Here is a 20,456-nt window from a genome sequence, read left to right as displayed (position 1 = left end):
AGCCATGGCGCAAGAACAGCATCCCAAAGTGGCGCATACGCGCCGTATCGGACGCACGGCGCTCGAAGTGAGCGCATTGGGTCTAGGCACCGCGCCGCTCGGCGGCCTGTATCGCGACTTGTCCGAGGAAGAAGCGCAGGCCACCGTCGATGCCGCGTGGCAAGCCGGCATCCGCTTTTTTGACACCGCGCCGCACTATGGCCACACCAAGGCCGAGCACCGGCTAGGCGCGGCGTTGCGGCGCTATCCGCGCAACGAGTACGTAATTTCCACGAAAGTGGGCCGCCACTTCGTGCCGCGCACGCACCCATACGACGGCAGCGAGGGCTGGCAAAACCCGCTGCCCTTCGAGGCGATCTTCGACTACACGCGCGACGGCATTCTGCGTTCGTTCGAGGACAGCCAGCAGCGGCTTGGTCTCGTTGAGATCGATATCCTGCTCGTGCACGACATCGGCCGCTACACGCACGGTGAGCGCAACGAGCACTACTGGCGGCAACTGAGCGACAGCGGCTTCAAGGCGCTCGACGAATTGCGCAAGGCGGGCGTGATCAAGGCGATCGGCTTCGGTGTGAACGAACGCGAAGTGATACTCGAGGCGATGCAGGAATTCGATATCGACTGCGCGCTGCTGGCGGGCCGCTATACGCTGCTCGAACAGGCGCCGCTCGACGACCTGCTGCCGGAGTGCGAGAAGAAGGGCGTGAGCATTCTGCTGGGCGGCGCGTTCAATTCGGGCATTCTCGCGCACGGGTTGCTTGGCGAACTCAAGTTCAACTACGTCGATGCGCCGCAGGAGGTGGTCGAACGCGTGGCGCGGCTCGAAACGATCTGCCGGACCTACGACGCGCCGCTCGCGGCGGCGGCGCTGCAGTTTCCCTATGCGCATCCTGCTGTGGCGACGGTGCTCAATGGCGCGCGCAGCCCGCAAGAAGTGCGCGAGAATGCCGCCTCGTTCGAAACGCGGCTGCCCCGCGAGTTGTGGCTCGCGCTGCGCGACAAGGGTCTTCTCGATCCGCGCGCGCCGCTTCCGCAGGCTTGAGCCATGGCTACGATCGAGGCGATCGACGCCCATCAGCACTATTGGGACCCCGCGCGCGGCGACTACGGCTGGCTCACGCCTTCGATGACGGCGCTGTATCGCGCGTTCGGCCCCGCCGATCTCGCGCCGCTGCGCGGTTCGTGCGGCGTGGCGCGCACCGTGGTTGTCCAGGCCGCGCCTACCGTCGAGGAAACGCGCTGGCTGCTCGATCTCGCGCGCAACGAGCCCTCGATCGCAGGCGTGGTGGGCTGGGTGCCGCTAGACGACCCGCACGTCGGCACGCTGATCGCCGAACTCGCGCGCGAGCCCAAGCTGCGCGGCGTGCGTCCTATGCTCCAGGACTTGCCCGACGACGACTGGATCGCGACAGCCGATACCGCGCGCGGCGTGGAAGCGCTCATCGCGCACGATCTCGCCTTCGACGCGCTCGTTTTCACGCGCCACGCCCAGGCGCTCGTCACGTTTCTCGCGCGGCATCCGGCGCTGCGCGTGGTGGTCGATCACGGCTCGAAGCCGCCCATCGCGGCTGGCGGCGAAAGCGGCTTCGCAGCGTGGTCGCAGGCCATCACGCGCTTCGCACAGTTCCCGCAAGTGCACTGCAAGCTCTCGGGGCTCGCGACCGAAGCTGCGCCTGGCTGGGACGACGCCACGCTTTCGCCATGGGTCGCGCATCTGCTCGCGTCGTTCGGCCCGCAACGCCTCATGTGGGGCAGCGACTGGCCTGTGCTGAACCTCAATGGCGACTACAAACGCTGGCACGCCAGCGCGCAACAGCTCACAACAACGCTTTCCGCGGACGAGCGCGCCGCCGTATTTGGCGGCAACGCCGCGGCTTTCTATCGGCTTGGAACCGGGCTTAAGACCGGGCTTAAAGCGGGGCTTGGCGCCGATCCAGCCGGTTAGACAACATCCGCAGAACGCCACGAGACGCACCTGCGTCGCCATAATGGCCGTTTGCGTCATCCCGACTTCTTCCCGCGATTTCATCGATCGCGGCATGGGACGCCTCCTGCAGTATCGGGTATCGCCGTGCCGTGCTTCCAACCGGAGTGGCAGATGGTACAAAGACTGGCCGGCAAGACGGCCTTGATCACCGCGGCGGGCCAGGGCATTGGCTACGCGGCCGCCGAATTGTTCGCGCGCGAAGGCGCACGCGTGATCGCCACCGACCTGCGCATCGACGCGCTTTCGGCGCTGCCGGTCGAGGCCCGCAAGCTCGACGTGCTAGACGGCGCAGCCATCACGGCGCTCGCGCAGGAACTGGGCGCGATCGACGTGCTGTTCAACTGCGCGGGCTACGTGCACGCCGGCTCGATACTGGAAGCGAGCGAGGAAGATTGGGACTTCGCGTTCGATCTGAACGCGAAGGCGATGTACCGGACCATCCGCGCCTTCCTGCCAGCCATGCTGGCGAAGGGCGCGGGGTCGATCATTAACATGTCGTCGGCGGCGTCGAGCGTGAAGGGCGTGCCCAACCGCTTTGTGTACGGCGCCTCGAAGGCGGCCGTGATAGGGTTGACGAAGGCTGTGGCCGCGGACTTCGTGACGCGCGGCATCCGCTGCAACGCGATCTGCCCGGGCACGGTGTCGTCGCCGTCGCTCGAGGAGCGCATCGCCGCGCAAGCGGCGGCGCAGGGCACGAGCGTGGACGTGGCGCGCGCCGCGTTCGTCGCGCGCCAGCCGATGGGGCGCGTGGGCAAACCCGAGGAAATCGCGGCGCTCGCGCTCTACCTCGCCTCCGACGAATCAGGGTTTACGACCGGCCAGGCGCATGTGATCGATGGCGGATGGTCTAACTAGTTAGCCCCGAAATTCGCCTCTGGCGATTCTGACCGACTGCAACGCACAGACACACGAGGAATACAGACGATGAAACTGCTTCGCTATGGCCCGAAGGGCCACGAAAAACCGGGCCTGCTCGACGCCGAAGGCCGCATTCGCGCGCTCTCGGGCAATGTGGCCGACATTGCGGGCGACGTGCTCTCCGACGCCGGCCTCGCGCAACTGCGCTCGATCGACCCGGAAACGCTGCCGCTCGTCGAAGGCAATCCGCGTATCGGGCCCTGCGTGGGCCATATCGGCAAGATGGTCTGCATTGGCCTGAACTATGCCGACCACGCGGCCGAGTCGGGCATGCCGGTGCCGAGCGAGCCGGTCGTCTTCAACAAGTGGACGAGCGCCATTGTCGGCCCGAACGACGACATCGAGATCCCGCGTGGCTCGAAGAAGACCGACTGGGAAGTGGAGCTGGGCGTGGTGATCGGCAAGCATGCGAAAAACGTGAGCGAGGCGGATGCGCTCAACTACGTGGCGGGCTACTGCGTGATCAACGACGTGTCCGAGCGCGAATGGCAGATCGAGCGCGGCGGCCAGTGGGACAAGGGCAAGGGCTTCGATACGTTCGGCCCGACCGGCCCGTGGCTCGTCACGCGCGACGAAGTGGCCGATCCGCAGAACCTCTCCATGTGGCTCGAGGTGGACGGCCATCGCTACCAGAACGGCAGCACGCGCACGATGATCTTCTCGGTCGCGAAGCTCGTTTCGTATCTCTCGGAGTGCATGAGCCTTCAGCCGGGCGATGTGATCTCCACCGGCACGCCGCCGGGCGTGGGCATGGGCGTGAAGCCGAACCCCGTCTTCCTGAAGGCGGGGCAGACCGTGCGTCTGGGCATCGAGGGCCTGGGCGAGCAACAGCAGAAGACGCGCGCCGCCGAGTAAGCGGAGCAAGCGCGCCTGAAGCACGAAAAAGCGCGCGAGGGGAGGCGGGGCAGACCCGCTTCGCCTCGCGCGCTTCGTTTTGCGGCGCAGGCCTTTCAGTTGGTCTAACTTTTCTCTTCCGGCCCGTTGCCTTCCGGCATCCGGTTTACCGTCCCCTGCGCGAGCGCCACGAGCTTTTCGTCGCCGTTTTCCATCACGTAGACGCTGCACTGGCAAGTGGCCTGGTGCCGACCCGCGTGCACCACGCGCGCCCGCGCCATGAGCGTGCCCTTGAGCGCCGGGCGCAGATAGTTGATCTTGTATTCCGCCGTCACCACCCGCGGCCCGAGCGCCAGCGCCCCGGCGAAGGTCAGCGCGTTGTCAGCGAGATAGCTGATCACTCCGCCATGAACGAAGCCGTGCTGCTGCTTGAGCTCGTCGCGTACCGGCAGCCGCAGGGTCAGCTCGTCGGCCCCGACGTGCGTCAGTTCGGTTCCGAGCAGCACGCTGAACGGTTGGGCATGCAAAGCGCCGCGTGCGCGATCCACAAGATCTGTCATCGTGGCATTCCCTGGGTCTATCCCCGAGTGGTTTCCTAACCACTCTAGGTAGCATCGGCGTCGAGTCAAGGTGAATCGCTCCGAGTCGGCATTTTATTGTTGCGAGAAATGCTGGAAATGACCATGCAACCATTGCTGAAATTATTCGTTGCGCATTTTGGGGCGTTTTTTCACGGTTTATTCACGGTTTGGGGCTCAAAAACAACGTTTGCGCGGCCGTAAACGCAGTGCGGGGCCGAGCGATCACATGCTCGCGCTTCACTCATTCACTGCCATCCCAGGTGTCCCGATGTTCAGCAAGATCAAGGTCGCATCCGGCCTGTTGTGTGTCCTCGTCGCGTTCTGTGTACTGCAGCTCGTGACCGCAGGACTTGGTTACTGGTCGCTCACGCGCACGCACGACGACGTGGCCGACCTCTCGAAAGTGGCGTTGCGGCAGGCGAGCGCCGCCAACGTCATCACCCAGCAGTTGATGGACGCCCGTATCAATCTCTCGCGCGCGGGCACGCGCATGGTCCGTGGCGGCACGGTGCCGACCGACATGGTCAGTCACGCACGCGACCAGCTCGCCGCCGCCGACACCACGTTCGCGGCGCTCATGGCCGTACCGCCGATCAACGACGACAACCGCGCGCGCGTCGCCGCGCTCGGCGAGCGCTACCAGGTGTACCGCAAGGCGCTTGGCGAGCTGATCGACGACCTCAACGGCAACAATCTGCAAGCCTTCCTCGACCAGCCGACGCAGTCGTACCAGGACGCCTATCTCGCCGAGCTGCATGCCTTCGCGCAATTCAGCTCGGCGGCGAGCCGCGCTTCGCTCGACTCGATCGACTCGCGCCTCGCGCTTTTCCAGGGCGTGGGCGTCTTCATCCTGATTCTGCTGATCGCCCTCGCGACCGGCGTGCACTTCGCGTTGCGGCGCGGCGTGGTGGAGCCGCTCGAGGAAGCGGGCCGCCATTTCGACCGTATCGCGCGCGGGCGCCTCGACGAGCGCGTCGCCGCGCGCGGCGAGAACGAGATTGGCCGGCTCTTCCAGGGCCTTGCACTGATGCAGTCCAGCCTCGCTCGTACGGTCCATACCGTGCGGGAAACGGCGGGCTCCATCAACGTGGGCGCCGACGAGATTGCCACCGGCAACGCCGACCTTTCGGCGCGCACCGAATCGCAGGCGGCGTCGCTGGAGCAAACGGCGGCGAGCATGGAGGAGTTGACGGGCACCGTGCGCAACACGGCCGAGAACGCGCGCGAGGCGAACGCGCTGGCGGAGGCCGCGCTCGACGCGACCGCGCGTGGCGGCGCCGTGGTGGGTGAGGTCGTCGAGCGCATGCGCGGCATTGCGCAAAGCTCCGACAAGATCGCGGAGATCATTGGCGTGATCGACGGCATCGCGTTCCAGACCAACATTCTGGCGTTGAACGCGGCGGTGGAAGCGGCGCGCGCGGGCGAGCAGGGCCGCGGCTTCGCGGTCGTCGCGGGCGAGGTGCGCGGGCTCGCGCAGCGCAGCGCGCAGTCGGCCAAGGAGATCAAGACGCTGATCAGCGAGTCGGTTTCGCAGATTCGCGGCGGCTCGGAACTGGTAGAGCGCGCGGGTGAGTCGATGCGCGAGGTGTCGAACTCGATCTCGCGGGCCACGCAGATGATGGCGGGTATCAGCGCCTCGTCGCTCGAGCAGAGCACGGGCATTGATCAGGTGAATCAGGCCGTCTCGCAGATGGATCAGATGACCCAGCAGAATGCGGCGCTCGTCGAGGAGGCCGCGGCTGCCGCGGCTTCGTTGCATCAGCAAACGCGCCAGCTTTCCGAGGCCGTGGCGGCGTTCGAGATTTCGCCGGCCGTACTGGCGGCCTGAGTGGCCTGAGTGTCTTAAGCGCCGCAGCGGCGGGCTTGCGCCCGCCCGCCGCGGCGCTTCGCGTTTCGAGTGATCACGCCTCAGACGCCCATGCCCTGATAGGCGGTCAACAGGTGATACGGCGTCGTGGACGGCATGTCCGCGCGCGCCACGTCGCCGTTTGCGCTGCGGCACTCCACCCAGCCCTGCGGCGTCAGAAAGCGCGGCGCGAAGCGCGCGACTTGCGGCGCGAGTGCGGCGCGCACCTCGGCGTCGCCGTGTGTGGCGAGCGCGCGCAAATATTCCGTCTGCGCCCAGATCCGCTGCGTCGCATCAATCACACGGCCGTGCTCGTCGAGCGCGGCCGCCACGGCTCCCGTCTCCGGGTCTACGCCGTGCTTCTGTGCAAACGCGAAGGCGCGCGCGAGCGCTTCGTCCAGACCCGACGCGCCCAGCCGCGCGCCCGCGCGCGTTGCCAGCCAGAACCATTCGAACTGATGTCCAGGCTCGAGGCGATTGTCCGCCGCGCCGAGCGGCAATTCGGCGATACAGCCCGTCGGCTCGTGCAGGAAGCCGCGCGCAAGCGCTTCGACGAGCTTCGTGATGGCCGTGTCGAACGCACTGTCGCCGGTCGCGTCACTCGCGGCGAGCCAAGCTTCGGTGAGGTGCATGAGCGGATTCTGCAGCGGAGCCCCGGTCACGCTCGCAAAGGAAGCGTCGAGCGCCGCGTTGAGCAGGCCGTCGCGGGCGGCGAAGCGGTCGACGATCAGCGAGGACGTTTCGCGCGCGACGTCGAGCGCCTCGGTCACGCCGAAGCGCTGGCCGTACGCCGCCGTTGCGAACACCACGAAGGCGTGCGTGTAGAGGTCTTTGGTGGTGTCGAGCGGCACGCCGGCTGCGTCGACGCTGTAGAACCATCCGCCGTGCTTCGGGTCCTGATAAGTGTGGCGCAGCGTATCGAAAAGCGTGTGCGCGTGCGCGGCGTCGCTCGCCTGCGAGAAGACGAAGAGCTGGCGGGCGCACGCCATCGCGCGGTATCGCGTGACGGGCAGCGGCTTCGCACCGGCCGCGTCGAGCGCTTCGTAGGGCAGGCGCAGGTCGGCGTTGAAGCCCGGGCCGCGCCACATCGGCAGGACGATGCGGTCGAAATGCTCGCGCAGGCTGGCGGCGTTCGTAGGTGTGTTCATGGCGAAAAGGTGCGGCGGACCGCGTCACTTCAAAAGAGCAATGCGGGCGATTGTACGCATTCGCAAAATGCGCGGCACGTTCCCGCTTGCCGCCGGGCGGCCGCGCCTTCCAGCTCTGGCGAGTCGTCGTCTGGTGCACGACAAACTGCTTCACGCGCGTGCTCGACGTGCCAAGCGCGTCACGAAGTGATGATCACGCTGCGCCGCTTGCCCGACGTGAAGGAGTTTTGCGAGGACGGCGCGCCGAGTTGACCTGAGCGGGTTGTCTATTCGATGCCCGCTGGGTAAGTCGCGGAAGAGCATCTAGCCACGCGTTCTGGCATGCGACAATGCGCCTTCGAACCAGAACACGAGGACGTCGCCAAACGGCCGTGACCGGCCGGCGCGCGACGCGAACCGCATCGCTGACCCATGGCTGATTACGCAGATAACGCATCCTTGAGCTCTTCGCATCCTGAACGCAACGCACCGTGGCAGCCGCGCGCCACCGCTGCGTCGTCCAACGTTACTGAATCCCCTGTTGCATCTGAATCCGATGGTGCGCAAGCGCTTGCCGGCGAGGGTCTTGCCGCGGTTGCCGAAGCGGATGCTCCCGTGCGGCAGGGCACGCTGAGCGGCTTCGAAAGCCTGAAGCCCGCTCAAGCGGCGGCAGCGCCCGGTGACGAGCCGAGCATTGCGAGCCCGGTTGCGGGTGCAACGACTGCGCGCCGCGCGCCGCGGGCGAAGCGTGCCGCTGCCCCGGCCGTGACCGAAGCGGTGGCGCCGAGCCTGGGTGATGCGCAGGACGCTGCTGCGGCCTTCGTCGCCGAGCCGTCGTTTGCCATCGACGATGCTGAGCGCGTCGAGCCGCGCGTGGAACCTGCCGGGTTCGCACCCGAAGCCGCTCACACGGCGGCCGCCGAGCCGGATGCGCTGGCGGAGCGCCTCGACACGCTTCAGGGCGCGCTCGCCGAGCAGCGCCGCATGGCCGCCGCGTCTTCGCGGCAACTCAAGTGGGTGCTCGCTGCCGTCTCGGTGGCAGTGCTTGCATCGGTGGGTTTCGGGATCGCGCAGTCGGTGCGGCTCGACAGCCTCGCAAACGAATCCCGTGCAGATGAGGCGCGCCTCGAGCAGTTCATCCTGAAGCAGCAGTCCACGCTCGACGACTTGTCGCAGCGCGTTGCCGCGCAAACCGCCGCTGCAACTGCTGCTGCGGCGGCGGCTACTGCTGCCGCGGAAACCACGGCGGCGCCTGCCCGCCCGGTGGTCAAGGCGTCGCCCGCCAAGGCGGCGCCCACGCCAGCGCGCCGTGCAGCGGCGCATTCCGCGCGTGCGGCTCACGCTAAAAGCACCCAGAAAGCCACCCGCTGAACGGCTTCGCCCCGCGATCCCGCCCCTGTATCCGAAATCTCGATGCGTTGTTTTGCTGCAACGCATCGATTGCGCGCGCCCCCATGTGACGGCGCGTCGCAGTTTTTTTGCTGCGTCGCACTAGCGTTGCCCTAGGGAAAACCCTATAATTCGTTCTGTCTTAGGGAAAACCCTGAACTGCAGCCTAACTGGGAGTCGCCATGAGCTTCATCTTTGCACTGTTCCAAAAGGTGAGCGACCTCTTCGCGTCGCCGTATCTGCCGATGGATTCGGAATATTCGTACGAAGCGCGTCACCGCGAAGCCGAGCGCGTCCGCCGCTCGCACTACATGCCGTTCGGCATGCCGCGTGACTGATCGAAGCTGAAGCGCTTCGGACGGCGCGCGCCGTCCAACGCGTTTCTCCGGTCAGACCGCCAGGTCTTCAAACAAGGCCGCCTCTCGAAAGAGAGCCGGCCTTGTTGCGTTTGGGGCAGTTGCGAGGCGACGCGGCCTGGCTGGGCGTGACGGCAAGCGCGCACGGCTCGTGTCATAGTGATGCCGCATCGAAATCGCTAAGCCTCACACTACATGTCCAATACTTACTTCTACGACCCCGCCCGCGGCCACGGCCTGCCGCACGACCCGTTCAAGGCGATCGTCGCGCCGCGCATGATCGGCTGGATCTCGAGCCGCGCGCACAGCGGCGTGCTCAATCTCGCGCCCTACAGTTTCTTTGGCGCGTTCGCCACCTTTCCGCCGATCATCGGGTTCTGCAGCGAAGGCCGCAAAGACAGCATCAGCAACATCGAGGAGACCGGTGAGTTCGTCTGGAACCTCACGTCGAAGGCGCTGGCGCCGCAGATGAACCGCACCTCCGCGCCTGTCGCCGCCGACGTCGACGAATTCACGCTCGCGGGCCTGACGGCCGCGCCGGGCCGTAGCGTCGCGGTGCCGCACGTGGCCGAGTCGCCGGCCGCGCTCGAATGCAAGCTGCTGCAGATCGTGCGGCTCAAAACGCTGGACGGCACGCCCATGGACAACTGGCTCGCGCTGGGGCAGGTGGTGGGCGTGCACATCCGCGAGGAGTTCCTGAAGGACGGCATCTTCGATACGCACGCCGCCCAGCCCGTGATGCGCGCGGGCTATCGCGCCGACTACGCGCAGATCGGTGAGATGTTCCAGATGGTGCGGCCGAGCGCGTAAGCCGCTTCGGGCGCGGGCAGAGTGCGGCGTTGCCGCCTCCCGCACGCCCGCCGATAATGGCCCGACAGCGCGAGGCGCGCGAGGGAGGCAATCGATGCAATCTCCGACGGGATCGGTGGTGGCGCTCAGTTCGGCCGCCTCGACAATGTTTTCGATCGGCATGATCGCGCTGGGCTATTGGGGGCTGCACGAGCCCTCGGCCTGGCGCATCGGCGACCGCGTGGTCGTCGGCATTGCGCTCGCGGGATTCGCGTGCCTCGGCAGCGTGCCGTGGCTCGCCACGTCGCCCGCGAAGCCCAACGACGAGTCGCGCTTTCTGATGGCGCGCCGCGCCTTTCTCTGCGGCGCGACGGCCGTGTGGGTGTCGATCGCGCTGTCGCTGGTGCTGTGATTAGAAGCGTGCGCGCATCCCCACCGTGCCCACCACCTGATTGGCCGTCGAAGAAGCGCCGCCCGCCGTGTTGATGAACGCCACGTAGTTGTGCCCCGTGGCGTGCTGATACATCGCCTCGCCGTAGAGATCGGTGCGCTTCGACAGGCGATACACGACCTGCGCGTTCACCTGGTTCCACTTCGGATCGGCGCCGAAAGTGGTCGTGTTGCTCACGTGGCCATCCGTGAAGGTGTAGGCGAGACCCAGGCTCCACGCCGGGTTCAACTGATATTTCCCGTTCACTTCGTAATTGTTGAAGCTCATGTCGCCGCCCTGCGAGCCGAACGAGCTGGTGCCCGCGTATTCGCTGCGCGTGAACACGAAGCCCGCCGTGGCCGGGCCGAACGTGTAGTTGATGCCGCCGCCGAACGAGCGCAGACGGTTGGCGCCGAGCGCGAAGCCGCCCTTGCCGTTGGCCGTCGATTCCGCGAGATCCACCGCGCCCGGGCTGCTCGCCGTGGCGCCCTGGGTGCCGTTCAGTTGCAGGTAACCCGCCGCGATGGCGAGCGGCCCGTTGGTGTAGCTCGCGCCGAAGCTGTAGGCGCGGTTCACGGCGAAGTCGGTGCTGTTCGAGAACGCGTACAAGGCGCCGAACTTCAGGCCGCTATACGTATTGCTCGTGAACTTGACCGCGTTGCTCATGCGCAGCGAGTGGTTCAGGTTGTCGTTGTCGAACGGATGCGCGAAGCCCGTGTCGCCGAAGGTGCCTGCCGTGGCCGAAAGCGGCGCGACGAAGTCGACGAGCGAATCGTACTGGCGGCCGAGCGTGAGCGAGCCGAACTGGTCGCTCGCGAGACCCACGTAGGCCTGACGGCCGAACATGCGGCCGTCCTGGCCGAGCTTGCCGTTTTGCACGTTGAAGCCGTTTTCGAGCACGAAGACCGCATGCAGGCCGCCGCCCAGGTCCTCGCTGCCGCGCACGCCGAAGCGGCTGCCGTTCACGTTGCCGCTCGTCGCCTGCCAGAGCGCACCGCTGGACTTGCCGCTCGCGACGTTGTTCGTGTACATGATGCCGGCGTCGATCAGGCCGTAGAGCGTGACCGAGCTTTGCGCGTGGGCGGCGGGCGCGGCGAGCGTGCCGAGTGCGCCGAGCACGGCGGCAGCGGTGGTGAGCGAGACGGTGTTCTTCATTCAAGGTTCCTGTAGCGTTGTTGTTTCGTGGCGTGTGCAACAGCGACAGGAGTGTAGGGAGGGAAAGGCGCCGGAAAACCGGCTGTGACTGGAGAGGATTCTTCCTGTATGCGGAAGGATTTTTTCATTTCCGTGTCATAAATCGATTCATGGCGCTGTAGGGCTCGAATCGGCGGGATGAAAGAGGGGACCTGGGAGTTTGGTACGATTCACGCTTTGCCAGCCGACCCTACCTGCCGCGTGAAGCGTTACGTGCCGTTGATCCGCGATCGAATCGCGATGTCGTTGTCCCGCCTGAAGCCTGCCGCCGCGCGGCTTGGCGCGTTTGTCCGCCCGTTTTGCGCGCGTGCGCTCCACCATCTGCGGCATCCCACGCGGCGCGGCGTGCTCATGGCCATTGGCGCGCTGCCGGCGCTCGTCGTGCTCTACGTGCTCGTGCTGATCCCGTTCACGCCGAGCATTGGCGATATCCGCAAGGCGCGTGTGGACGAGCCGGCCCAGATCCTTTCCGCAGACGGCAAGGTGCTCGCCGAATTCAAGCCCTCGAACCGCGAATGGGTGCCGCTCGCCCAGATCTCGCCGCACATGGTCGATGCACTGATCTCCACCGAGGATCACCGCTTCTACGAACACCACGGCATCGACTTCAAGCGCACGGCGGGCGCGGCGCTGCACACGTTCTCGGGCGACCGCCAGGGCGGCTCGACCATCACGCAGCAACTCGCGCGCAATCTCTATCCCGATGAAATCGGCCGCGCGCCGACGCTCACGCGCAAGATCAAAGAAGCGATCACGGCGTTCAAGATCGAAGCGGTGTATAGCAAGCAGCAGATTCTCGAAACGTATCTGAACACGGTGCCGTTTCTCTATAACGCCTACGGCATCGAGATGGCGTCGCGCACCTACTTCGGCGTTTCGGCGGATCAACTCGACGTCCTGCAAGCCGCGACGCTCACGGGCATGCTGAAGGGCAACGCGTATTACAACCCGGTGATCAACCCCGAGCGCGCGCTCGCGCGTCGCAACACGGTGCTCGGCCAGATGGTGAAGTACGGCAAGCTCAGCGAGGCGCAGTACGCCACGCTTTCGAAGAAGCCGCTGCGCCTCGACTTCGAGCGTCAGACCGAGCCGCCCGGCCCCGCGCCGCACTTCGCGCTGCAACTGCGCAAGTGGCTGATCTCGTGGGCCGACCGCAATGACTACAACATCTATTCCGATGGTCTCGTGGTGCGCACCACGATTGATTCGCGTCTCCAGCAGATGGCGACCGCCGCGCTGCGCCAGCACTCGAACCAGCTCCAGGGCATCGCGAACGGCGCGTGGAGCGGACGCAACGGCTGCACATCCAGCAACGACCTGTTCGCGACGTTCATGCGCGAAACACAGGACTACAAGAGCGCGCGCGACGCGGGAGCGAGCGATGCCGACGCGCTCAAGCAACTCGCCGCCGACCGCACCTTCATGCGCAACCTCTGCAAGAGCAAGACCGCGGTGGAGGCGGGCTTCCTCGCCATCGACCCGCGCAACGGGCAGATCAAGGCGTGGGTGGGCAGCCGCGATTTCACCGAGGAACCGTTCGACCATGTGCAGCAGGCGCGCCGTCAGCCGGGCTCGACGTTCAAGCCGTTCGTGTACGGCGCGGCCTACGCGGCGGGCGCGAAGCCGACCGACACGTTCATCGACCAGCCGGTGGAGATTCCGCTGGCGGGCGGTGAAATCTGGAAACCGACCGACGACGTGCCGCCGAGCGACCGCCCGATGACGCTGCGCGACGCGATCGCGTTCTCGCGCAACCGCATCACCGCGCAACTGATGCAGACGGTGGGCCCGGACAAGGTCGCGCGCCTCGCGCGCGCGATGGGCGTGCGCGACAGCCAGCTCGACCCGGTGCCGTCGCTTGCGCTCGGCACGAGCCCGGTCACATTGAAGGAGATGGTCTCCGCCTACAGCACGATCGCCAACGACGGCGTGTATCTCGAACCGCGCATGGTCACGAGCATCGAGGACCGCAAGGGCAACGTGCTCGCGCAGTTCGAGAGCGCTTCGCCCGAGCGTGCGCTTTCCGCGGAGGCGGACCGCACGCTTCTCGACACGATGCGCGACGTCGTGAACCGCGGAACGGGTGCGGCCATCCGCTCGCGCTTTGGCATTCGCGGCGACGTGGCGGGCAAGACCGGCACGACCCAGGCCAACACGGACGGCTGGTTCATCCTGATGGATCCGCAACTCGTGGCGGGCGCATGGGTGGGTTTCGACGATGGCCGCGTGACGCTCGACGACTACTGGGGGCAGGGCGCGCGCAGCGCGCTGCCGATCGTCGGCGACTTCTTCCAGCGTGCGCTGCGCCAGCGCCTCGTCGATCCGCGCGCGCGCTTCGACACCGAAGTGACGCCGGGCGCGTTCGAGACTTTCCGCGAGAAGCTGCGTGCGTGGATGGACAAGCTGGTCGGCACGCACGAAGCGGCGCCGCCGCAAAGCGCGCCGGTGCGGCATGCGCCGCCGCCGCGCGTGAGCGCTCCCGCGCCTGCATCGGTGGCTTCTGCGGCTTCGGAGGCGGGGGCATCGGCGCCTTCTGCGGTTCCGCCGCCTTCTGCCGCTTCGGCGGCAGCCGCGGAAGCGGCCGCGCGCGCGATCATGGGCGTGCCGCCGATCGTCGGGCCGTCCAGCGCGCCGCCTGCACAAGCTCCACAGCCTTCGTATCCGGCGCAGGAGCCGGCGCTTGCGCCGACTCCGACACCCGATGATGCCGAACCTGACACGCCGGGCGCGAGCGCAAGCTACACGCCACCGGTGGCGCAGCCACAGGGACAATGAACGCATCCGAGCGCGCCGCCACCTGAGCGTGACGGCGCGGGCGGACGCCTCGCGCTTGACCTGCCGCAAGATTCCAATCCGGCCCCGCGTCCGTTTGACACTTCCTGACAACAGCGCTTCGAGATTCCGCTAGATTCGCGCGGATCAAAACCTGCCCCTGGCGCTTCTTGCGCCCGGGCTTTCCGAACACGCTGGAGTCAATCGAAATGTCACGCATGTCCCGATCCATCCGCGCGCTGTGCCTGCTCTCGTTCACCTCGGTGGCGGCGAGCACGGTGGTGCCCACGCTCGCTCACGCCACCGAAGCTTCACTTGCGCCCGCCAAGGCCGCAGCGCTGCCCGCGGGCGCCGCCGCGCTCGTGAACGGGCAGGTCATCGCGCAATCCGCGCTCGACACGGCAGTGGGCAACGTGATGAGCCGCACCGGCGCGCCCGACACGCCGCAACTGCGCGCCGCGCTCAAGGACGACCTGATCGCCCGCGAACTGCTGCGCCAGCAGGCCGTGCTCGGGCACTACGACCAGCGCCCCGAGGTCGCGCAGTTCCCCGACGCCGAAAAGACCGACGCCGAGATCCGCGCGTGGATTCTGGACAACGTGCACGCGCCGAAGATCACGGACAGCGAGATCAAATCGCGCTACGAATCGGTCATCGCGACGTTCGGCAAGGAAGAGTACAAGCCGGAGGTGATCGCCGTGGCCGACGAGGCGACCGCGAAGACCGTGCTCGCGGCGGTGAAGGGCGGCCAGCCGTTCGCCGGCCTGGCGCGCCAGTATGGCGTCGGGGCGACGAAGGCGACCGGCGGCGAGATGCCGTGGATGAGCTTCATGCTGCCGCTCACCGAAGGCAACACGCACGGCGTGCCCATGCCGCTCGCGCAGGTCATCACGGGGCTCGCGCCCGGCGAAACCGCGCCGCAGCCGCTGAATGCCGGCGACGGCTGGCTGATCGTGCGCCTCGAAAGCAAGCGTCCGATGCAAGTGCCGGCGTACGATACGGCGAAAGACGACATTCGCCGCCAGTTGCAGGACGAGGCCATGCAGGCCGCGCTCGGGCAACGCGTGGCCGAACTCGCGCGCTCGGCGACAATCGTGCAGTGAGACGGCGCGCGGCATCTGCCGCGCAGCTAACGAAAAAGGCGGCGTCCTGTGTGACGCCGCCTTTTTTGTTGGGCACTGCGAATCATGCCCCGAAGGTACTACGCGCGTGGCTCGTGCACCTTGAACACGGAAACGAGCTCGGCGAGCGCAGCCGCGTGATCGTTGAGCGCGGAGGCGGCGCGCTCGGCATCGCCTACGAGCGCAGCGTTCTGCTGCGTCGCCGCGCCGATCTGCGAAACCGCGATGTTCACCTGCTCGATGCCGCCCGATTGTTCGCGCGAGGCCACGCTGATCTCGCCGATGATTGCCCGCATTTCGTCCACGCGCGCGACGATGCCACGCATGGTCGTGCTCGCTTCGCCGGCGATGCGATAACCCGTCTCGACTGTCGACGACGATTCGGTGATCAGCGCCGAGATTTCCTTCGCCGCCGCCGCGCTGCGCTGCGCAAGCGCGCGCACTTCGCTCGCCACCACGGCGAAGCCCTTGCCGTGCTCGCCCGCGCGCGCCGCTTCCACGGCTGCGTTGAGCGCGAGGATGTTGGTCTGGAACGCGATGCCGTCGATCACGCCGGTGATCTCGGCGATCTTCTGCGATGCGCGGCTGATGTCGTTCATCGTTTCCACTACCCGGCTCACGGCGCGGCCGCCGTCGACCGCGGCTTCGGCTGCGCTGGTCACCACGCTGTTCGCGCGCGTCGCGTGGTCGGCGTTCTGCTGCACGGTGGAGGTCAACTCTTCCATGCTCGCCGCCGTCTCTTCCAGGCTGCTCGCCTGGCTCGCGATGCGCGAAGCAATCTCGCCGCTGCCTTGTGCGATGCGCGAGGTGTCTTCGCTCATCTGCGCCGTGGCGCTGCGCACCTGCGCGACGATCTGTGCGAGGCCCACGCCAATGCCGTCGATGGCGCGCGTGAGTCGGCCGATCTCGTCGGCACCCGCCGCGCCCTGCGCGTCCGCCGCATTGCCGATGCCGCCGCGGTTGCTGATGCGCACCGTGAGGTCGCCTGCGGCGAGCTGGCCGGCGGCAAGCGCTGCGGCGTCGAGCGGCTGGCTCACGAGGCGGCGCGCCGCGTAGATCGAAAGCGCCGCGAAGAGCGCGACCAGCACGAGGCCGATCGCCGCGAAGCGGTCGCGCGTGGCGTTCACGTCGGCCATGATCTCGTCACGCACTGCGACGCCGCCCACGAGCCATTGCCACTGCGGCACGCTCACGAACGAGACGAACTTCGCGCGCGCATCGCGCTCGTCACGCGTCGAGTCGGCGGAGGTGTAGTCGAGCGTGCCATCGCGCGCCTCGAGCATGCGCGACCAGGGCGCGTTGGCGTCGTCGTAGTGTTTGCCGGCGGCGCCTGGATGCACGAGGAAGGTGCCGCGCGTCGGGCCGTCCGAAGCGTCCATCACGAAGTAATAGCCGCTTTCACCGATCTTGAGCTTGGCGATCTCGCTCTTGAGCGCGTCGATTTGCGCGCCCACGTCCACGCCGACGAAGAGCGCGCCGATGACGTGGCCGCTCGCGTCGAGAATCGGCTTGTATTGCGTGATGTACTGTTTGCCGAACAACTGGGCGAGGCCGGTATAGGTGCGGTTGGCAAGCACCGGGCCGTACGCGGGGCCTTTGCGGTCGAGCAGCGTGCCAATCGCGCGCGAGCCGTCCTGCTTCTTGAGCGACGTGGTCACGCGCACGAAGTCGTCGCCGCTGCGCGCGAAAATCGTGGCGATTTCGCCGCTGCGCGCGAGAAACTGGTCGGGGACCGTGAAGTCCAGGTTCAGCACGTGGTCGCCGGACTTGAAGACCGGCGTGGCCTTGCCGCCAATGTCGACCGTTTGCGTGGGGTCGAGCGTGACGGTGCCGGGCAGGAAGCTCTCGAAGAGCTGCATGGCGCGGTCGACTTCGGCGTCGAGCGCGCCGTCGATCAGCGAGATCGACGAAGCGACCGACTGGTCCTTGTCGGTGATGCGCGCGCGCACCTGGTCGCCGACCTGCGTCGCCGCCGAGTGCGTGATCGCCCACGTGAAGGCGGCAAATATTGCCGCGACGAGCACGCACGATAGCAAGGCGAGGCGCACGCCGACGCTCGCGCGGCCTGATAAGCGTGAAAGCATGAGTTCGGTTCCGGAATAGAGCTGTGAAGAAGGAACCTGCGCCCTCGAGGCGCTGGCATGACGCATTACGGCGCGCGCGAGCAATCCTTTAGGGGTAAACATGAAAACCTCGCAATTTCATATGGTATGCGAACGGACACGTGATTTTGTGTCGCAAAGATTGGGACAGTTCGGATTCCAAAAAGAAAGCCGGGACGAAGAAAAGGGCACATGAAGCGCCCTTTCGTTATATTCCGCGTGATACGTCGAGCGGTGAATTTCTGCGTTAGCGCGTCGCCCGCCACGTTCTGAGCAGCAGCGCGTTTGTCACGACGCTCACGCTCGAAAACGCCATCGCCGCGCCCGCGAGCATGGGATTGAGCAGGCCGAAGGCGGCGAGCGGAATCCCGATCAGGTTGTAGATGAACGCCCAGAACAGGTTCTGCTGAATCTTGCGCCACGTGCGCCGCGAAATATCGATTGCGGCGGCAACGAGCGCCGGGTCGCCGCGCATGAGCGTGATGCCTGCCGCGTGCATGGCGACGTCGGTGCCCGTGGCCATGGCAATACCGATGTCGGCGGCGGCGAGCGCGGGTGCGTCGTTGATGCCGTCGCCGGCCATTGCGACGATGCTGCCGCTCTTGATCTTGAGGTCGCGGATCGTGCGCGCCTTGTCGTCGGGCAGCACCTGCGCGTGGACTTCATCGATGCCGAGCTGCGCCGCGACGGCCGCCGCGCTGCCCGCGTTGTCGCCGGTCACGAGCACGCTGCGGATGCCCATCGCCTTGAGGCTCGCAATGGCTTCGCGCGCCGTGGGCTTCACCGTGTCGCCGAACGCGAGCAACGCGAGGACGCCGCCGTGCGGGTCGAACAACCACGACACCGTATTGCCAGCCTCTTCGAGCGAACGCGCGCGTGCCGCGAGCGCGAGCGGCACGGTCATCGCCAGCTCGTCGAGCCAGCGGCCGCTGCCGATTGCGAGGCGCCGCCCGTTCACTTCGGCCTCCACGCCGCGCCCTGGCACCGCGCGCGCATGGGCGGCGGCGACCGAAGCGGCGGCGCTTTGCATCTGAGCTTCATACGCCTGCACCACGGCCTTCGCGAGCGGGTGGTCGCTGTGCCGCTGCACGGCGGCGGCGAGCGCGAGCGCCTCGTTGCGTTCGAGACCATCGGCCACATCGAACGCGGTGAGCGAGGGCTGGCCGAGCGTGAGCGTGCCGGTCTTGTCGAAAGCGACCACGCTCACGTTGTGGGCGGTCTCCAATGCTTCGGCATCCTTGATGAGCACACCATGGCGCGCGGCGACACCGGTGCCCGCCATGATCGCGGCGGGCGTAGCGAGGCCGAGCGCGCACGGGCACGCGATCACGAGCACGGCCACAGCGTTGAGGATCGCCGTTTCGGCGGCCGCGCCCGTGAACAGCCAGCCGCCCAGCGTGATGACGGCGATCACGAGAATCGCAGGGACGAACACGGCGCTCACGCGGTCGACGAGACGCTGGATCGGCGCCTTTTCGGCCTGCGCGCTTTCCACGAGGCGGATGATGCGTGCGAGCGTGGTTTCCGCGCCGATGGCCGTGGTGCGCACGGCAATCGCGCCTTCGCCGTTGATCGAGCCGGCAGTGACGGGATCGTCGGGCGCTTTCGGCACCGGCAGGCTTTCGCCCGTGATGAGCGATTCGTCGATGTGGCTGCGGCCTTCGAGCACGACGCCGTCCACGGGCAGGCGTTCGCCCGGGCGCACGACGACGATGCTGCCTACGCGCACTTGAGCGAGCGGCACTTCGCGCTCCTCTGCGCGAGCGCCGCCATCGACGCGGACGCGCGCGCGATCGGGCCGCAGCGCGTTGAGGGCGCGGATCGCGTCGGTGGTCTGCCGCTTCGCGCGCGCTTCGAGCCATTTGCCGAAGCGCACGAGCGTGATGACGACCGCCGACGCCTCGAAATACAGATGCGCCATGTCGCCCGGGTGCGCGAGCATCGCGTAGACGCTCACGCCATACGCGGCCGAGGTGCCAAGCGCGACCAGCAGATCCATGTTGCCCGCGCCCGCCCGCATGGCCTTCCAGGCGGCGCGGTAGAAGCGCGCGCCGAACACGAACTGCACGACGCTCGCGAGCGCGAGCTGTACGGCTGGGGGCAGCATCCAGTCGAAGCCGAGCCAGTGGCCGAACATCGGCAGCACGAGCGGGGTCGTGAGCACGGCCGAGACCAGCACGGCGCGCCATTCGCGGCGCGCTTCGTCGCCGGCAGCGGCGCTTTTCGCCGGGGTGGAGTCTTCGTCGGCGGCGAGCGGCGTGGCTTCATAGCCGGCCTTTTTGACGGCCGCGACGAGCTGATCCTGCAATTCGCCCGTGAGCGGCGAGCGTGTGTTGACGGTGGCCTGCTCGGTGGCGAGGTTCACGCTCACGCCGGCTACGCCTGGCACACGCGCAAGCGCCTTCTCGACGCGGTTCGCGCACGACGCGCAAGTCATCCCGCCGATGGCGAGCGTGGCGGTTTCCGTGGCGACGGGTACCGCCTCGTAGCCGGCCTTTTCGACGGCGGCGATGAGCGCGGCGGGCGCGACGCCGCGGCTGGCCTCGACGGTAGCCTTTTCGGTGGCGAGGTTGACCGAGGCGCGCGTGACGCCCGGTACTTTGGCAAGCGCCTTCTCGACGCGCATGGCGCATGAGGCGCACGTCATGCCGTGGACCTCGAGTTCGGCCACGGCGGTATCGGCGCGCTCTGCGACGAGGGGTTCGTTCATGGTGATGGTGCGAGCACTGGCTGTATTCGATGTTAGGCAGTATCTACGTTCCCATCATGGGAAGGTCAAGGGGCGCGACGCTGCGTCACTTTCATTTCAGATGCAGGGCCTGAGCGCAAGCTACACGGCTGTAAGGCAATATTCCACGCTGTAGTCTTTTCAGGCCCATGCGCGAGCGATACGATACGAACCGGCGGCATTGGCGCCTTGCCGCGCGCCTATCACGACGGCCCTGGGGGGGCCCGCGCGCGGAGTGGGTAGCCGGTCGACGTCACTTCATGGACCGCCCGCACCGAATAC

At 67.0% G+C, this 20,456-nt stretch carries 16 protein-coding genes; 11 read left to right on the top strand and 5 right to left on the bottom strand.

Annotated elements, in window-relative coordinates:
* Positions 1–4: 4 nt before the first annotated feature.
* From L0U83_RS22465 to L0U83_RS22450, 4 genes are all read left to right on the top strand, one after another.
* Complete coding sequence (locus L0U83_RS22465) at positions 5–1,042, top strand: aldo/keto reductase (protein ID WP_233886295.1); 1,038 nt, start codon at positions 5–7, stop codon at positions 1,040–1,042.
* Positions 1,043–1,045: 3 nt separating this feature from the next.
* On the top strand, positions 1,046–1,945 hold the full coding sequence (locus L0U83_RS22460; protein WP_233886294.1) for an amidohydrolase family protein: 900 nt from the start codon (positions 1,046–1,048) through the stop codon (positions 1,943–1,945).
* 153 nt (positions 1,946–2,098) lie between these two features.
* Complete coding sequence (locus L0U83_RS22455) at positions 2,099–2,842, top strand: SDR family oxidoreductase (RefSeq protein ID WP_233886293.1); 744 nt, start codon at positions 2,099–2,101, stop codon at positions 2,840–2,842.
* 69 nt (positions 2,843–2,911) lie between these two features.
* The gene (locus L0U83_RS22450; RefSeq protein ID WP_233886292.1) at positions 2,912–3,760 is read left to right on the top strand and encodes an ureidoglycolate lyase; all 849 of its coding nucleotides are present in this window, start codon (positions 2,912–2,914) and stop codon (positions 3,758–3,760) included.
* Positions 3,761–3,864: 104 nt separating this feature from the next.
* Here L0U83_RS22450 and L0U83_RS22445 read toward each other — a convergent pair whose 3' ends face one another.
* Complete coding sequence (locus tag L0U83_RS22445) at positions 3,865–4,299, bottom strand: PaaI family thioesterase (protein WP_233886291.1); 435 nt, start codon at positions 4,297–4,299, stop codon at positions 3,865–3,867.
* A 289-nt stretch (positions 4,300–4,588) separates the two neighbouring features.
* Here L0U83_RS22445 and L0U83_RS22440 point away from each other — a divergent pair, with 289 nt between their 5' ends.
* Positions 4,589–6,148, top strand: coding sequence for a methyl-accepting chemotaxis protein (locus L0U83_RS22440; RefSeq protein WP_233886290.1), 1,560 nt, complete (start codon positions 4,589–4,591; stop codon positions 6,146–6,148).
* A gap of 80 nt (positions 6,149–6,228) precedes the next feature.
* Here L0U83_RS22440 and L0U83_RS22435 read toward each other — a convergent pair whose 3' ends face one another.
* The gene (locus tag L0U83_RS22435) at positions 6,229–7,314 is read right to left on the bottom strand and encodes an AGE family epimerase/isomerase (RefSeq protein ID WP_233886289.1); all 1,086 of its coding nucleotides are present in this window, start codon (positions 7,312–7,314) and stop codon (positions 6,229–6,231) included.
* A 438-nt stretch (positions 7,315–7,752) separates the two neighbouring features.
* Here L0U83_RS22435 and L0U83_RS22430 point away from each other — a divergent pair, with 438 nt between their 5' ends.
* From L0U83_RS22430 to L0U83_RS22415, 4 genes are all read left to right on the top strand, one after another.
* Positions 7,753–8,664: a hypothetical protein gene (locus tag L0U83_RS22430; RefSeq protein WP_233886288.1), complete on the top strand. Its 912-nt coding sequence runs from the start codon at positions 7,753–7,755 to the stop codon at positions 8,662–8,664.
* A gap of 200 nt (positions 8,665–8,864) precedes the next feature.
* On the top strand, positions 8,865–9,020 hold the full coding sequence (locus L0U83_RS22425) for a hypothetical protein (protein ID WP_165822904.1): 156 nt from the start codon (positions 8,865–8,867) through the stop codon (positions 9,018–9,020).
* A 213-nt stretch (positions 9,021–9,233) separates the two neighbouring features.
* Positions 9,234–9,848, top strand: a complete 615-nt coding sequence (locus L0U83_RS22420) for a flavin reductase family protein (protein WP_233886287.1) — start codon at positions 9,234–9,236, stop codon at positions 9,846–9,848.
* 94 nt (positions 9,849–9,942) lie between these two features.
* Positions 9,943–10,239 (top strand): hypothetical protein, encoded by a 297-nt coding sequence (locus tag L0U83_RS22415; RefSeq protein ID WP_233886286.1) that lies wholly within the window; start codon positions 9,943–9,945, stop codon positions 10,237–10,239.
* On the opposite strand, the gene L0U83_RS22410 is transcribed toward L0U83_RS22415, so the two are convergent.
* Positions 10,240–11,412, bottom strand: a complete 1,173-nt coding sequence (locus tag L0U83_RS22410) for a porin (RefSeq protein ID WP_233886285.1) — start codon at positions 11,410–11,412, stop codon at positions 10,240–10,242. It abuts the gene before it with no gap.
* A gap of 279 nt (positions 11,413–11,691) precedes the next feature.
* On the opposite strand from L0U83_RS22410, the gene L0U83_RS22405 reads away from it, so the two are divergent.
* A complete protein-coding gene (locus L0U83_RS22405) occupies positions 11,692–14,226 on the top strand; it encodes a penicillin-binding protein 1A (protein WP_233886607.1) in 2,535 nt (844 codons plus the stop codon).
* A 215-nt stretch (positions 14,227–14,441) separates the two neighbouring features.
* A complete protein-coding gene (locus L0U83_RS22400; protein ID WP_233886284.1) occupies positions 14,442–15,326 on the top strand; it encodes a peptidylprolyl isomerase in 885 nt (294 codons plus the stop codon).
* A gap of 98 nt (positions 15,327–15,424) precedes the next feature.
* Here the strand turns inward: L0U83_RS22400 and L0U83_RS22395 are convergent, their stop codons facing one another.
* Together L0U83_RS22395 and L0U83_RS22390 are read right to left on the bottom strand one after the other, a co-directional pair.
* Positions 15,425–17,428 (bottom strand): methyl-accepting chemotaxis protein, encoded by a 2,004-nt coding sequence (locus tag L0U83_RS22395; protein ID WP_233886283.1) that lies wholly within the window; start codon positions 17,426–17,428, stop codon positions 15,425–15,427.
* A gap of 265 nt (positions 17,429–17,693) precedes the next feature.
* The gene (locus tag L0U83_RS22390; protein ID WP_233886282.1) at positions 17,694–20,156 is read right to left on the bottom strand and encodes a heavy metal translocating P-type ATPase; all 2,463 of its coding nucleotides are present in this window, start codon (positions 20,154–20,156) and stop codon (positions 17,694–17,696) included.
* Positions 20,157–20,456: the final 300 nt, after the last annotated feature.

It is taken from the genome of Paraburkholderia flagellata, from assembly GCF_021390645.1.
Lineage (GTDB): Bacteria > Pseudomonadota > Gammaproteobacteria > Burkholderiales > Burkholderiaceae > Paraburkholderia > Paraburkholderia flagellata.
Note: the sequence above shows the minus strand (reverse complement) of the source record. Positions and strands in the feature narration are given on the sequence as shown.

Coding starts and splice junctions, on each gene's coding strand:
- L0U83_RS22465 (WP_233886295.1), top strand. CDS start 5: ATGGCGCAAGAACAGCATCCCAAAGTGGCGCATACGCGCCGTATCGGA.
- L0U83_RS22460 (WP_233886294.1), top strand. CDS start 1,046: ATGGCTACGATCGAGGCGATCGACGCCCATCAGCACTATTGGGACCCC.
- L0U83_RS22455 (WP_233886293.1), top strand. CDS start 2,099: ATGGTACAAAGACTGGCCGGCAAGACGGCCTTGATCACCGCGGCGGGC.
- L0U83_RS22450 (WP_233886292.1), top strand. CDS start 2,912: ATGAAACTGCTTCGCTATGGCCCGAAGGGCCACGAAAAACCGGGCCTG.
- L0U83_RS22445 (WP_233886291.1), bottom strand. CDS start 4,299: ATGACAGATCTTGTGGATCGCGCACGCGGCGCTTTGCATGCCCAACCG.
- L0U83_RS22440 (WP_233886290.1), top strand. CDS start 4,589: ATGTTCAGCAAGATCAAGGTCGCATCCGGCCTGTTGTGTGTCCTCGTC.
- L0U83_RS22435 (WP_233886289.1), bottom strand. CDS start 7,314: ATGAACACACCTACGAACGCCGCCAGCCTGCGCGAGCATTTCGACCGC.
- L0U83_RS22425 (WP_165822904.1), top strand. CDS start 8,865: ATGAGCTTCATCTTTGCACTGTTCCAAAAGGTGAGCGACCTCTTCGCG.
- L0U83_RS22420 (WP_233886287.1), top strand. CDS start 9,234: ATGTCCAATACTTACTTCTACGACCCCGCCCGCGGCCACGGCCTGCCG.
- L0U83_RS22415 (WP_233886286.1), top strand. CDS start 9,943: ATGCAATCTCCGACGGGATCGGTGGTGGCGCTCAGTTCGGCCGCCTCG.
- L0U83_RS22410 (WP_233886285.1), bottom strand. CDS start 11,412: ATGAAGAACACCGTCTCGCTCACCACCGCTGCCGCCGTGCTCGGCGCA.
- L0U83_RS22405 (WP_233886607.1), top strand. CDS start 11,692: ATGTCGTTGTCCCGCCTGAAGCCTGCCGCCGCGCGGCTTGGCGCGTTT.
- L0U83_RS22400 (WP_233886284.1), top strand. CDS start 14,442: ATGTCCCGATCCATCCGCGCGCTGTGCCTGCTCTCGTTCACCTCGGTG.
- L0U83_RS22395 (WP_233886283.1), bottom strand. CDS start 17,428: ATGCTTTCACGCTTATCAGGCCGCGCGAGCGTCGGCGTGCGCCTCGCC.
- L0U83_RS22390 (WP_233886282.1), bottom strand. CDS start 20,156: ATGAACGAACCCCTCGTCGCAGAGCGCGCCGATACCGCCGTGGCCGAA.